Origin of the sequence: Clostridium sp. OM05-6BH (assembly GCF_003481635.1) — a bacterium.
GTDB lineage: Bacteria > Bacillota > Clostridia > Lachnospirales > Lachnospiraceae > Butyribacter.
The window spans coordinates 79,701-92,722 of record NZ_QULH01000002.1 but is presented as its reverse complement, the minus strand read 5'-3'; the positions used below and the strand labels follow the sequence as shown (position 1 = coordinate 92,722).

At 42.8% G+C, this 13,022-nt stretch carries 14 protein-coding genes; all 14 read right to left on the bottom strand.

The features are described from left to right. Nucleotides 1–25: 25 nt before the first annotated feature. The 14 genes from DXB73_RS15050 to ftsY all read right to left on the bottom strand — a co-directional run bounded on the left by DXB73_RS15050 (nt 26) and on the right by ftsY (nt 12,918). Nucleotides 26–157: a hypothetical protein gene (locus DXB73_RS15050; protein ID WP_279221289.1), complete on the bottom strand. Its 132-nt coding sequence runs from the start codon at nt 155–157 to the stop codon at nt 26–28. Between the two features lie 51 nt (nt 158–208). Beyond that, entirely contained in the window at nt 209–397 is a 189-nt protein-coding gene (locus DXB73_RS02890; RefSeq protein WP_118506501.1) for a YjfB family protein, read from the bottom strand. A gap of 158 nt (nt 398–555) precedes the next feature. After that, nucleotides 556–1,512, bottom strand: coding sequence for a DUF5688 family protein (locus DXB73_RS02885; protein WP_022025183.1), 957 nt, complete (start codon nt 1,510–1,512; stop codon nt 556–558). A gap of 958 nt (nt 1,513–2,470) precedes the next feature. Next, nucleotides 2,471–3,859: an NADPH-dependent glutamate synthase gene (gene gltA / locus DXB73_RS02880; protein WP_118690093.1), complete on the bottom strand. Its 1,389-nt coding sequence runs from the start codon at nt 3,857–3,859 to the stop codon at nt 2,471–2,473. Nucleotides 3,860–3,902: 43 nt separating this feature from the next. Then, entirely contained in the window at nt 3,903–4,781 is an 879-nt protein-coding gene (locus DXB73_RS02875; protein WP_022025185.1) for a sulfide/dihydroorotate dehydrogenase-like FAD/NAD-binding protein, read from the bottom strand. Between the two features lie 84 nt (nt 4,782–4,865). Continuing rightward, complete coding sequence (locus tag DXB73_RS02870) at nt 4,866–5,354, bottom strand: CYTH domain-containing protein (protein ID WP_118506499.1); 489 nt, start codon at nt 5,352–5,354, stop codon at nt 4,866–4,868. After that, nucleotides 5,344–5,538 (bottom strand): hypothetical protein, encoded by a 195-nt coding sequence (locus tag DXB73_RS02865; protein WP_022025187.1) that lies wholly within the window; start codon nt 5,536–5,538, stop codon nt 5,344–5,346. The genes DXB73_RS02870 and DXB73_RS02865 overlap by 11 nt, the downstream gene beginning before the upstream one ends. Before the next feature lie 21 nt (nt 5,539–5,559). Continuing rightward, nucleotides 5,560–6,822, bottom strand: a complete 1,263-nt coding sequence (hisIE, locus tag DXB73_RS15045; RefSeq protein WP_022025188.1) for a bifunctional phosphoribosyl-AMP cyclohydrolase/phosphoribosyl-ATP diphosphatase HisIE — start codon at nt 6,820–6,822, stop codon at nt 5,560–5,562. Between the two features lie 10 nt (nt 6,823–6,832). Then, entirely contained in the window at nt 6,833–7,435 is a 603-nt protein-coding gene (hisB, locus tag DXB73_RS02855) for an imidazoleglycerol-phosphate dehydratase HisB (RefSeq protein ID WP_022025189.1), read from the bottom strand. 71 nt (nt 7,436–7,506) lie between these two features. Continuing rightward, the gene (hisD, locus tag DXB73_RS02850) at nt 7,507–8,799 is read right to left on the bottom strand and encodes a histidinol dehydrogenase (protein ID WP_022025190.1); all 1,293 of its coding nucleotides are present in this window, start codon (nt 8,797–8,799) and stop codon (nt 7,507–7,509) included. A gap of 23 nt (nt 8,800–8,822) precedes the next feature. Beyond that, a complete protein-coding gene (gene hisG, locus DXB73_RS02845) occupies nt 8,823–9,464 on the bottom strand; it encodes an ATP phosphoribosyltransferase (protein WP_022025191.1) in 642 nt (213 codons plus the stop codon). 14 nt (nt 9,465–9,478) lie between these two features. Continuing rightward, a complete protein-coding gene (gene hisZ, locus DXB73_RS02840) occupies nt 9,479–10,723 on the bottom strand; it encodes an ATP phosphoribosyltransferase regulatory subunit (protein WP_118690092.1) in 1,245 nt (414 codons plus the stop codon). Nucleotides 10,724–10,740: 17 nt separating this feature from the next. Continuing rightward, a complete protein-coding gene (gene ilvA / locus DXB73_RS02835) occupies nt 10,741–11,958 on the bottom strand; it encodes a threonine ammonia-lyase (protein ID WP_118690091.1) in 1,218 nt (405 codons plus the stop codon). A gap of 39 nt (nt 11,959–11,997) precedes the next feature. Next, on the bottom strand, nt 11,998–12,918 hold the full coding sequence (gene ftsY / locus DXB73_RS02830; protein WP_118690090.1) for a signal recognition particle-docking protein FtsY: 921 nt from the start codon (nt 12,916–12,918) through the stop codon (nt 11,998–12,000). Nucleotides 12,919–13,022 lie beyond the last annotated feature (104 nt).

Genomic DNA, 13,022 nt, shown 5'->3' with positions numbered 1-13,022 from the left:
GGTAAGCTTCTCTATTCCATTTGCATCAATAATCATCCCACGAATCCTCGTCATCTTCAAAAGCATCATAGGCATCATCGTAATTATCATAATCCGATTTATTATCTTCATAATAACCATCTACATCATAATTGCCACAGACTCCAATTTTTTGCAATTAAGAAACGAGCCAGTCGCAAGACTGTCTCGTTTCCATTTCTTTGTCCTCTTAAATCGTCATGTCGATATGCTGTCCTAAATGGGGTGTCACAGAAGTCTCCATCATTTTAGTCAGTTCCGCAGCCTGTTCCTGATAGGTATCCATCGTCATATCAAGAACTGCCGTGCTGACATTAGTCATCAACTGATTGCCTGCCATCGCGATCGACATATCGGCAATACTATTTACCATATCCATAAAATCCACTCCTTTGCTGTTTAAGCAAAACTCTTTTTCCTATTATACACAATTTCCAACTCTTTTTAAATAGCTACTTAGTACAAACTTGTAATAACTTCCCATTCCTCAAATTTTTTTCACAACCTCATATCGCTTAATAAGTGATATGTATTAAGCTATCCGTTGCAGATCTGCAATGTTTTATTGACACAGGAATAATAATAAACGGCATCCGATAATACTTCATCCTGCTCAACATACTGCGCGTTGACCTCCGTAACCATTTCACACAGTTCTTTCCGAGACATTGTTGCATTTTCCGGCATAATGATCATTTCGTGGATGCTGCTAGGCAGCAAATAATAATTGCCTCCTATATTTTCTCCTATATGCTGTAAGCATTGCGGATACAAAACAACCGCCGCACCATTAATCTTCGACGAATTTGTTAGAACATATGGATCACCTTCGCGACTTTTTGCCCAAAACGCTCGATTCCCCCAAATATTTTCATCCCCCGTCTGCATAATATCATCCAAGGAGCTTTCATGATCTGTCTGCTGAAAGAACTCATATAACATAGTTTCCATACGACATATAGAAATCGGGAAACGCTTCATCGTATTGTTTTGTGCGATCGTAAACAACGTCTGATGATCCAATCCCCATTTCTGCATTAGATCAAGGCTGATCCGGAAAGAGGCAATTCCATGTTCATCCTGCACCATCAGACAATGAAAGGTGATTGCTAGATCCATAAATGGAATGTAAGGAACTTCCGCCAACTGCTCTTCATTTTTCTCTAAAGATACCACGCGGTAAATAATTTGTTCCCGACACGCCTCCAATGTCAGATTCTCACTGTCGAACCGATTGTTTTTGGCTGTTTCGTGATAGGTCGAAACAATGTCAGCTACTAACTGTTCCATCGTCTCTCCCTGTTCATATCTTGGATAGAGCTGCTGCATATAAAACTGTGGTGATACATTAGTATCCTCTGCCAATATTACCAAACTATCCAATTCAAGTTGATTGTTTTTGATCACTTTATGCCGTTCGACCTGATATCCCTCCGAAAATTTTTCTTTTACCATCTGTTCCATAACATTTTTAAACTCTTCAAAATCATACATCCTATAATCTCCTCCATACCCTATTTGCTTGATGTACTCTCGACAAAACAAGCTATAACAGCCCGTTTCATCTGTGCTGAATTTGAGGTTTCCCGATACTCCCACCCTATCAAAGCTTATAACCTCGAGAAACCTAATGAACGACTCCATTTGAAAATCCGGTTCTCTTCTATGCTGTCTACAGCTATCATCCCTCTCTTTGCCCTGTTGCACAGCGATGGAAGAAATCGTGTTTTAGTAAAAGGTAGATTTGTCCGATATGGGAACTTATTCTGAAATAAATCATGAATAGAAATACTATATGAAAGCTGCTTTACTCTCTCAATGTGATTATGAACAAAAGACCCTTCAAAAACTTAGAATGTCAATCAGATGATCTGCCTGACAATTGGATTTTCCAGTCCAGCAAACTGAAATCTTGTGTATGTTTCTCACTCACTGGACTAGTAATATCGTACCAAAATGATATCATCCGGACAATGGACGTATGTACTAATAAAAATGCTCATAAATAGCAATTCTCACAAAGAAAATCAGATAATACAAAAATTGACAACCCTGATTTTGTGCAATTTGTCTTTTTTGCTCTTTCAAACCATACAATATGCACAATTTTTTTGCCTAAAATCTCAGAAAGCCCCTATAAATTCGTACTTTCAAGTACTTTGTGCGGTGATCGCACGCTACACAACAGCAGTTTCAGTTATTAATGAACAAAGAGTCGCTTGCGACTCTTTCGCGCTCGAGCGGTGCTGTTTACAGCTAACTTCTTCTCCGCGAGATGCGCATCCTCGCGGAGCGTTTTTTACTTTATAGGAAACGAAAAGTTTCCTATAAAGTAAAAAAGACCGCCGGAAGAGTCCTCTCTTCCGACAGTCCGATATCCGGTTTATTCGTTAATACGATCTCGCCATTTGCAGTCCATGGTCTTACGTGACAGCAAACTCACTTATACGTATTACTTGCTCAGGAATTCATGAATACCCTTTGCAGCAGCTTTACCGGCTCCCATTGCCAAAATAACCGTAGCAGCACCGGTAACAGCATCACCACCGGCATATACCTTTGCCTTTGATGTCTGACCATTCTGCTCCTCTGCAACGATACATTTACGACGGTTTGTCTCTAATCCCTTCGTTGTCGAAGAGATCAATGGATTTGGGCTGGTTCCCAAAGACATGATAACGGTATCTACATCCAGCGTAAACTCAGATCCGGCAACCTCCACCGGTCTGCGTCTTCCGGATTCATCCGGCTCACCAAGCTCCATACGGATGCATTCCATACCGGAAACGTTACCATCTTCATCGGTAAAGATCTGTGTTGGATTTGTGAGGAGATCAAAAATAATTCCCTCTTCCTTTGCATGATGTACTTCCTCGACACGTGCAGGAAGTTCTTCTTCGCTACGTCGATATACAATATGAACTTCAGCCCCCAGACGAAGTGCAGTTCTGGCTGCATCCATTGCTACGTTACCACCACCAACAACAGCAACTTTCTTGCCGGCAATGATCGGTGTGTCATAGTTCTCGTCAAAGGCTTTCATAAGGTTACTTCTGGTCAAATACTCATTGGCAGAGAAAACGCCATTGGCATTCTCGCCCGGAATACCCATAAATCTAGGAAGACCTGCACCGGATCCTACGAATACCGCATCGAATCCTTCCTCTTCTAATAACTCATCTATTGTTGTTGCCTTACCGATCACAACGTTTGTCTCAATCTTAACGCCCAGTGACTGTACGTTTTCTACTTCCTTATCCACTACTTTTGTCTTTGGCAGACGGAACTCCGGAATACCATAAGATAATACGCCACCAGCCTTATGCAGCGCCTCAAAAATAGTAACATCGTAACCAAGCTTTGCAAGATCTCCTGCACAGGTAAGTCCTGCAGGTCCGGAACCGATCACAGCAACTTTCTTGCCGTTCTTCGTCTCTGCAGGTGCCGGCTTAATGCCTTCTTCTCTTGCTGTATCTGCAACATAGCGCTCTAGCTTACCGATAGAAACAGCATCACCTTTGATTCCACGGATACATTTGGACTCACACTGGCTCTCCTGTGGACATACACGACCACATACAGCCGGAAGTGCAGAGTACTTACTGATCACATGATAAGCATCTTCTACACTGCCCTCTACGAGCTTGCTAATAAATCCCGGAATATCAATATTTACCGGACAGCCTTTCACGCACTGCGGATTTTTACACTGCAGGCAGCGAGATGCCTCTGCCGTTGCCTCTTCTCTATTGTATCCAAGACATACTTCTTCAAAGTTCTTGGCACGTACCTTCGGGTCCTGCTCACGTACAGGAACTCTCTTCATTACATCTACTTCCATTGTTATCCTCCATTCGAAGTGTTTATTCTATTTTGTTCTATCATTAATGGCACTGGCCACATCCACCGTGATGGGTATCACCTTCCTGCAATTTAAGCATTGCTCTGCCTTCTTCTGTCTTGTACATACGCTGACGCAGCATTGCCTGGTCAAAGTCAACCAAATGTCCATCAAACTCAGGTCCATCTACACAGGCAAATTTGATCTCATCGCCAACTTTCAAACGACACGCACCACACATACCTGTTCCATCGACCATGATTGGGTTCATGCTGACGATCGTAGGGATACCAAGCTCTTTTGTAAGCTTACATACAAATTTCATCATGATCATCGGTCCAATCGCTACAACCTTCGTATATTCCTTACCCTGTCCGATCAGATCATTGATCTTGTCACAGCCGTTACCTTTGAACTCATAAGAACCATCATCGGTAGCAATATAAAGGTTCGCAGCTACTTCGCGCATCTCATTTTCCAAAATAATAATATCTTTTGTGCGGGCGCCGATAATAACATCGACATCAACACCATGTTCTTTCATCCATTTTACCTGTGGATATACCGGTGCAGTACCTACACCACCACATACAAAAAGAATCTTCTCCTTTTTCAACTCATCTAATGGCATCTTGATCAACTCAGATGCACATCCAAGCGGTCCTACAAAATCCATAAAGGATTCTCCTACCTCATACTTTGCCATCTCCGTAGTAGATGCTCCAACTGTCTGAAATACAATCGTAACACTTCCCTGCTCGCGGTCATAATCACATACCGTAAGCGGAATACGCTCTCCTTTTTCATCGGTCTTGACAATGACAAACTGACCCGGCTGACAGTGTTTTGCCACTCTTGGTGCCTCAATATCCATAAGCCAGATATTATTGGCAAGGTATTCTTTCTTTAAAATTTTAAACATAATGTGCCTCCATTATTTTTTATTGCAGTAACCGAATTTCCCTGTAGTCGCATTATTTTGTCTTCATTCGGATTTACTTTGTATTTACAAAAACGCTTCCAGCCCTGTCTGCGTTGACAAAAAACTGTTGGAATAACGTTTATCACCACTTACATTTTGACCAAACCATTCCGGCGGAACAAACAGATCTGCATCTTCCTCATCCTGAAATTCCACTTCAACAAAACGAAGTCCCTCTAAGGGACCATGAAATACATCTAATTCCGCAATATGCCCATCTGCTAACGGAATAATATACCGTGTCTTAGAGATCAAGCCGCCATCTACCTTCTGGCGCAGATGCTTATAACTTTCCTCCGGCAGGTTTATCTCATACTCCTGGCACATACGAACATCCGCCCGTCTTTCGCCAATCATTCCATCAAAGGATTTACAGGTCAAAATATACTTGTCATTGCTTCGTCTGATACGCACTACCGGATCCGTGCAGAGATACCCCTGCTCCATTTCCTTTGTCATAGCCCCATCCAAACAAGGCATTTCTTTGATCTGATATTTTTTCTCAATTTCCATGAGCACTTTCCTTATCCACTGCTAACTGCTCTGTCTTTGCGTTTTTATTTTTGCGCAGGCGGATTCCCAACATAACCGCTGCGACGGCAAGAGCAGCACTGACGATATATTTAACGACATACCAGAGCAGCGCACCTCCAAAGGACAGATCAGCAATCCCCTTTGCTAACAAAACACCAATCATATCTTCTCCTCCTTCTTATTATTACCTGCGATTCACCAATTCCTTCGTGATATCATTCCAGTCCAAACCACATTCTGCCATCAGGACCATCATATGATACAGGAAATCTGCAATCTCATAGCGCAGCTCTTCTGCATCCGGATTTTTGGCAGCGATCACAATCTCCGTTGCCTCTTCTCCACATTTCTTAAGAATCTTATCGATTCCCTTATCAAACAGATAATTCGTATACGAACCTTCCTTTGGATGATTTTTTCGTTCCATAATAACGTTGTAATCTTCCATCAATACGGTAAGAGGATTCGTCTGAATATATTCTTTCTTGGCCAATTCTTTGAAAAAACAGCTTCGATTGCCGGTATGACAGGCAGCACCGATCTGACGCACTTTAGCAAGAATCGTATCATTATCACAATCTAACGACAATGATTTAACATACTGAAAATGACCGGAAGTTTCACCCTTTAACCAAAGTTTCTGTCTGCTTCGGCTGAAATATGTCATGCGGCCTGTTTCGATCGTCTTCGCATAAGATTCCTCATTCATATATCCAAGCATAAGAACTTCACCGGTGCGATAATCCTGCACAATTGCCGGGATCAACCCATTGGCATCCAGCTTAAAATCAGCAAAATCGATCAGGCTTTCGAAAACTTCCACAGCTATACCATTCTGCTTCAATGCACGTTTTGCTTTATAAATATCTTTGTCCTCAAAATAATTAGTTGATACACCGTATACATTGCTATAGGAAAGCAGCTCACTTAGATCATTACGGATCAATCCATCTCGGATCAAAACCGTCATTTTGCACTGATCGATTGCATCACTAAAACTCTTTGTCGTATCAATATGCTTTAACACGACCGTACCAAATCCCTGCTCATAAAAAGCATTGAGCTGTTCCGCATTTTGAAAATCAGCCTTCATGTCGACTTCCACAGCCAGTTTATCACGATCAAAACGGCGCAGGATCTCATTTAATTCTTTCTCCTCCGGCAGCAAAGCCTTACGGATCACAACAGAACTTGCTCCGGTATAGAGTGCCTTTTTGGCATCCTCAAACCGTGATACATAGATTCCAACCGTAAATGGAATGTCGATCTGTTTTTCAATCTCCCGCACGGTAGACAAAAACTCCTCTCTGGAAGCTTCATCTCCGGTATAATTATATAAAAACAATTCGTCCGCTCCCTCACAGGAATAGCGGTTTGCCAACTGAATGACATTTGCAGGATACTCATTCTCTGCATTAATAAAAGGAATTATCTTTTTGTGGTTCATAATCGTCCTCCTATAGGCTTCCTTTGGTTGATAATACATCGGATATACGTCCGTCATAACTCACAGCACGATCCAATGCTTTTGCAAACGACTTAAAAGCAGCCTCAATAATGTGATGATTGTTCTCCCCATCGAGCTGTTTTACATGAAGATTCATTCCTGCTGCATAGCTTACTGCATAAAAGAATTCATGAACCATCTCTGTATCGAACTGTCCCACAGATGGAACTGTAAGGTCCAGATGATAGCGCAGGTATGGTCTGCCTGACAGATCCAATGCACATAGTACTAGCGTTTCATCCATCGGCAAGATGCACTCGCCAAAACGGCAGATGCCCTTTTTATCCCCTACAGCCTGACGGATCGCCTCACCCAAAACAATTCCGGTGTCCTCTATCGTATGATGGCAGTCCACCTCCAGATCACCCTTTGCCTGTACTTCCAGATCAAACAACCCATGTCTGGCAAAACTATTCAACATATGATCAAAGAATCCAATCCCGGTCTGAATAGAAGCTTTCCCTGTTCCATCCAAATTTAAACGGATTGTAATATCCGTTTCTCCGGTCTTTCTTGTCACCTCAGCCTGACGGCACTTCACGTTCTGTTCCATAGGAATCCTCATTTCTTTGCTTTTCCTTTTATTTTACCCGATTTTTCAAAAGTTTGCAATTTGTATTCCAATTATTGTTCGAATCGAACAGCGATTGAATTTGCATGTGCAGTCAGCTTCTCAGCAGTTGCAAAGTCCTCGATATCCTGATGTACTAGCTCCAGTGCCTCTCGGGAATAGGAAATGATACTGGACTTCTTAATAAAGTCATCGACCGACAGTGGAGAGAAAAACTTCGCAGTGCCATTTGTCGGAAGCACATGGTTTGGTCCTGCAAAATAATCACCCAAAGGCTCACTGCTGTACTCTCCTAAGAAAATCGCTCCGGCGTTACGGATTCTCGTCATTGTATCGAATGGATTTTTCGTAACGATCTCTAAATGCTCTGAAGCAATCTCGTTAGCTGTTTCAATCGCCTCTTCCATCGTATCTGCAACCAGAATATAACCGTAAGAATCCAATGATTTTTGGATGATCTCCTGACGGGATAATTTTTTCACAAAACCATCAACTTCTTCGGATACTTTATCAGCCAGCTCTTCGCTAGTCGTGATCAAGATTGCAGATGCCATCTCATCATGTTCTGCCTGTGACAATAAGTCAGCAGCTACATAACGTGGGTTGGCTGTCTCATCTGCCAGTACTAAAATCTCACTCGGGCCGGCGATCGAGTCAATGCTGACATGTCCATATACCGCTTTCTTGGCCAGTGCCACAAAAATATTGCCTGGTCCCACGATCTTATCAACCTTTTTGATGCTTTCGGTTCCATATGCCAAAGCACCGATTGCCTGTGCTCCACCCACTTTATAAATCTCATCGACGCCAGCCTCTTTGGCTGCAACCAATGTGATCGGATATACTTTGCCATCTTTTCCCGGCGGTGTTGTCATAACGATACGTTCTACTCCTGCCACCTTTGCCGGAACAATATTCATCAGAACCGATGACGGATATACTGCTTTACCACCCGGAACATATACACCAACACGTTCCAATGCTGTTACTTTCTGACCTAACAGCGTGCCATCCGGTTTGCTGTCAAACCAACTGTATCGAACCTGTTTCTGGTGATAATCACGAATATTCACTAACGCCTTACGAATGATTTCAATCAGATGAGAATCTACTTTTTCATATGCCTCAGCAATTTCTTCTTCGGTAACACGGAAGGTTTCCTCAGTGATCTTTACACCATCAAACTGTTCTGTATACGCAAACAGTGCCTGGTCACCTTCTGCTTTCACTTTATCCAAAATATCGCGAACCGTTGTCTCAAATTTGCTATATTGATTCGGACTTCTTTTCAAAAGATTTTCCAAAATATTTTCGCGCTCTTTTTGTGTCAGCTTTACAATTCTCATCGTAATTTCCTCCTCTTTCTATGTTACTGTGGAATAACTTCCCGCAAATCTCGGATCAACTTTGTAATACGCTCATGCTGCATCTTCATACTCACTTCATTAACAACCACTCTCGCCGATAACGGACAGATCTCTTCCAATACTTCCAAACCGTTTTCACGCAGTGTCGAACCTGTCTCAACAATATCCACGATCACTTCTGACAGACCAACGATTGGAGCAAGCTCTACCGACCCATTCAGTTTAATGATCTCAACTGTCTGATGTTTGACATTATAAAAATAATCCTTTGCAATGCGAGGATACTTGCTTGCCACACGGATCAGAGAACCGTCATTCAAGCGTTCCTTCGCCTCTTTCGGTCCTGCAACACACATACGGCATTTGCCGCAATTGAGATCCAATACTTCGTATAACTTGCGGCCCTCTTCCAAAATGGTATCCTTACCGACTACACCAATATCAGCAGCACCCATTTCAACATAAGTCGGAACATCCGATGCTTTCGAAAGGAAAAACTTAAAACCAAGTTCTTCATTTACAAAGATCAGCTTACGCGTTTTCTCATCCTTCATTTCCTCACATGTAATACCAATCTGCTCTAACAGCGCTAATGTCTGTTTTGCCAAACGCCCTTTTGCCAGGGCAAATGTTATGTATTTCATCGCTATCCTCCTACTTATTTCGCCTCTATCATCTGCTGTTTTTCGCCATCTTTCGTCAGGTAGATCAAAGAATCATTACCGTTGCGTTTTGCGTAAGCAACATATTCTTCAATTTCTTTTTTGGAAGATTTGCGCATCATCTGAACAACTTGTCCACCTTCACGCATTTTCTTAGCCTCCTGCAAAGCCTGCGCACGCACCTCTTTCGGATACACCAAAAGTGTTCCGCCAAGTGCAGTCTCTCCAAACAGCTTCTGACGCTCCATTGCGATCATCAACTGGTCTAATACGATAACCAAACCGATTGCCGGCGCCTCTTTGCCAAACTGTGCCACCAAACCGTCATAGCGGCCACCGCTGGCGATCGCCTCACCATTTCCATATGTATAGGCACGGAATACAACTCCTGTATAATAGCTGTAATGACTCAGCATACTGAGATCGATCGTGACATAATCTTCTAAACCATATATCTTTAAGATCTCTTCTAATTTTTCCAAGCGTTCTAATGCTTTATATACGCGCTCGCTCTTACTTCTCGCACGCACAAAATCTGCCGCATCTTTTAAATTCTCTAATAGCTCCGGCAGTTTCACAAAGACCTCTTTTAACCCCTGCTGTACCGTGAGCTTGCCTAACAATTCTTCCACGCCAAAGAAGTTTTTGCTCTCGATCAGATCACGCAGCGTCTCGATCGTCTCCTCCTCAAAGCCTGCTTCCTCTACCAAAGCCCGGAACAGATCGGCATGTCCCACTTCGATCTGAAATTCCTTCAAACCGCTCTCTAACAGACATTCTATCGTCAATGCTAACATCTCTGCATCCGCATCGGAGCTGTCATCCATAAAAAGCTCTGCTCCAACCTGTGTCACTTCCTGTAATTTACCCTTGTATTGTCCGGTACTGACAAAAGTCTGTGCCGTGTAGCAGAAACGCATCTGCTCAGTCTCCTCACGGAAATATTTGGCAACACAGCGTGCGATCGCCGGCGTCATGTCCGGTCGCAATACTAGTGTATTGTTGCCACGGTCAAAGAACTTAAACATCTCATTGGATGCAGCTGTTCCACGTTCTTTATTAAAAATATCAAAATACTCAAACGTCGGTGTCTGCACATTTCGAAATCCATAGGAATGCATCACCTGCTCTAACGAATGCTGTACCTCCAGCTTTCTGGCACAAGCACTGCCATAAATATCCCGCACTCCACCGGGTGTGTGCAACAATTCTGATGCCTTTGTATTTTCTGTTCCTGCCATAAAACAACCATTCCTTTCTAATACATACCTGTCGGTGTCTCTTCTTTTGCGTCATATCCCTTGTCACGAAGCGCCTTTAAGATCTCATTTTTGTGCTCCTGTCCAAATGCCTCAAGCGTGATCCGAAGCTCAACTGCCGCATTACGGTTAATGCTGACAAACTGATTATGCTCTAAGCGGATAACATTTCCTTTTTCTTTTGCGATAATATCCGCTACGTTGACAAGTTCACCCGGTCTGTCCGGTAACTGTACGGCAACGGTAAATACTCTGCCGCGGGCGATCAGTCCATGCTGAACGACGGAAGACAACGTAATAATGTCCATATTACCGCCACTTAAGATTGAAACGACCCGTTTGCCCTTGCAGTCGAGATGCTTTAATGCTGCCACAGTAAGCAAGCCTGAGTTTTCTACTAACATCTTATGGTTTTCCAAAATATCTAAGAAATTGACGATCAACTCTTCATCCTCAACAGCAATGATCTCGTCAATATTTTTCTGTATATATGGGAAAATCTTATCTCCCGGAGTTTTAACAGCGGTACCATCCGCAATTGTCTCTACATTTGGCAGTGTAACTACTTTGCCCGCATCTAAAGATGCTTTCATACAGCTTGCGCCTGCCGGCTCTACGCCGATCACTTTGATGTTCGGATTTAACAGCTTAGCAAGTGTTGAAACACCGGCTGCCAGTCCACCACCACCGATCGGGACCAAAATAATGTCTACTGTCGGCAGTTCCTTAAAGATTTCCATTGCAATCGTTCCCTGACCGGTTGCAACGGTTTCATCATTAAACGGATGTACAAAAGTAGCACCGCTCTTCTCTGCCAATTCCAACGCTTTCTGGCAGGCTTCATCGTATACTGATCCATGCAGTATCACGTTAGCGCCATAACCTTTCGTTCGATTCACTTTTATCAATGGCGTCGTTGTCGGCATTACGATCGTTGCCGGAACACCATATAATTTGGCCGCGTAGGCAACTCCCTGCGCATGATTTCCTGCAGATGCCGTAATCAATCCTTTTTCTCTTTCGTCCGATGACATTGTACTGATCTTATAATAAGCGCCTCGCACCTTATAAGCTCCTGTGTACTGCATATTTTCCGGTTTCAGATATACTTTATTTCCTGTCTGTTCTGAAAAGTACTCGCTATAGATCAGATTGGTCGGAAGTACGACTTCCTTAACCTTTTCTGAAGCTTCTTCAAACTTATCTAATGTCATCATGTTACTATCCTCCAATGAATTTTCTTTTTATCCTGTCAATCATTCAAACAGTGCGTCAACAAATTGATCTGCATCAAATTTCTGCAGATCATCAATCTGCTCTCCAATACCAATATATTTCACCGGTACATGCAGCTCTGATTGAATTGCGATCGCAATCCCACCTTTGGCCGTACCATCTAATTTTGTCAAAATGATTCCGGTAATGTCTGCCACTTCGCCAAACTGTTTTGCCTGTGCTAATGCATTCTGTCCCGTCGTTCCATCCAATACAACCAGTGTCTCCCGATGTGCATCCGGATATTCACGTTCAATAATTCGATTGATCTTGCGCAGCTCCTCCATCAAATTTTTCTTGTTATGAAGTCGTCCTGCTGTATCACAGAGCAAAATATCTGCCTTTCTTGCCTTTGCTGCATTTACGGCATCATACACAACTGCTGCCGGATCACCGCCTTCCTGACCGGAGATCAACTCCACGCCTGCACGCTTTGCCCATTCGGTAAGCTGTTCAATTGCTGCCGCACGAAATGTGTCAGCAGCTGCAAGTATCACTTTCTTACCATTGTTTTTGAACTGTCCTGCCAACTTGCCTACTGACGTTGTTTTTCCAACGCCGTTGACACCGATCAACAATACAACCGAAGTCTCATTCTCATAGTCATATGCATGTTCATCCACGCGCATCTGATCTTTGATACTGTCGATCAACAGTTGCTTGCAGACACTGATCTCTTTGATCTTCTGCTCTTTGACTTTTTGCTGCAGATTCTCAATGATCTTTGACGTAGTATTTACACCAATATCTGCCATAATAAGCACTTCTTCGAGCTCTTCATAGAAATCATCGTCAATCTCCGAAAAGCCGTTGAATATATTGTCAATTCCAGCGACAAAGTTGTCTCGTGTTTTTGTCAGTCCGTCTTTCAGTCTGCTGAAAAATCCCTTTTTTTCACTCATATTCACTCTCCATGTTATTCTTTTTTATGCACCATCTTACTATATTACCTGTTTTACTGCTAAAATGCAACATCAGATACAATATGTTTCAAATGCCGACAATC

Coding starts and splice junctions, on each gene's coding strand:
- DXB73_RS02890 (WP_118506501.1), bottom strand. CDS start 397: ATGGATATGGTAAATAGTATTGCCGATATGTCGATCGCGATGGCAGGC.
- DXB73_RS02885 (WP_022025183.1), bottom strand. CDS start 1,512: ATGTATGATTTTGAAGAGTTTAAAAATGTTATGGAACAGATGGTAAAA.
- gltA (WP_118690093.1), bottom strand. CDS start 3,859: ATGGAAGTAGATGTAATGAAGAGAGTTCCTGTACGTGAGCAGGACCCG.
- DXB73_RS02875 (WP_022025185.1), bottom strand. CDS start 4,781: ATGTTTAAAATTTTAAAGAAAGAATACCTTGCCAATAATATCTGGCTT.
- DXB73_RS02870 (WP_118506499.1), bottom strand. CDS start 5,354: ATGGAAATTGAGAAAAAATATCAGATCAAAGAAATGCCTTGTTTGGAT.
- DXB73_RS02865 (WP_022025187.1), bottom strand. CDS start 5,538: ATGATTGGTGTTTTGTTAGCAAAGGGGATTGCTGATCTGTCCTTTGGA.
- hisIE (WP_022025188.1), bottom strand. CDS start 6,822: ATGAACCACAAAAAGATAATTCCTTTTATTAATGCAGAGAATGAGTAT.
- hisB (WP_022025189.1), bottom strand. CDS start 7,435: ATGGAACAGAACGTGAAGTGCCGTCAGGCTGAGGTGACAAGAAAGACC.
- hisD (WP_022025190.1), bottom strand. CDS start 8,799: ATGAGAATTGTAAAGCTGACACAAAAAGAGCGCGAAAATATTTTGGAA.
- hisG (WP_022025191.1), bottom strand. CDS start 9,464: ATGAAATACATAACATTTGCCCTGGCAAAAGGGCGTTTGGCAAAACAG.
- hisZ (WP_118690092.1), bottom strand. CDS start 10,723: ATGGCAGGAACAGAAAATACAAAGGCATCAGAATTGTTGCACACACCC.
- ilvA (WP_118690091.1), bottom strand. CDS start 11,958: ATGATGACATTAGATAAGTTTGAAGAAGCTTCAGAAAAGGTTAAGGAA.
- ftsY (WP_118690090.1), bottom strand. CDS start 12,918: ATGAGTGAAAAAAAGGGATTTTTCAGCAGACTGAAAGACGGACTGACA.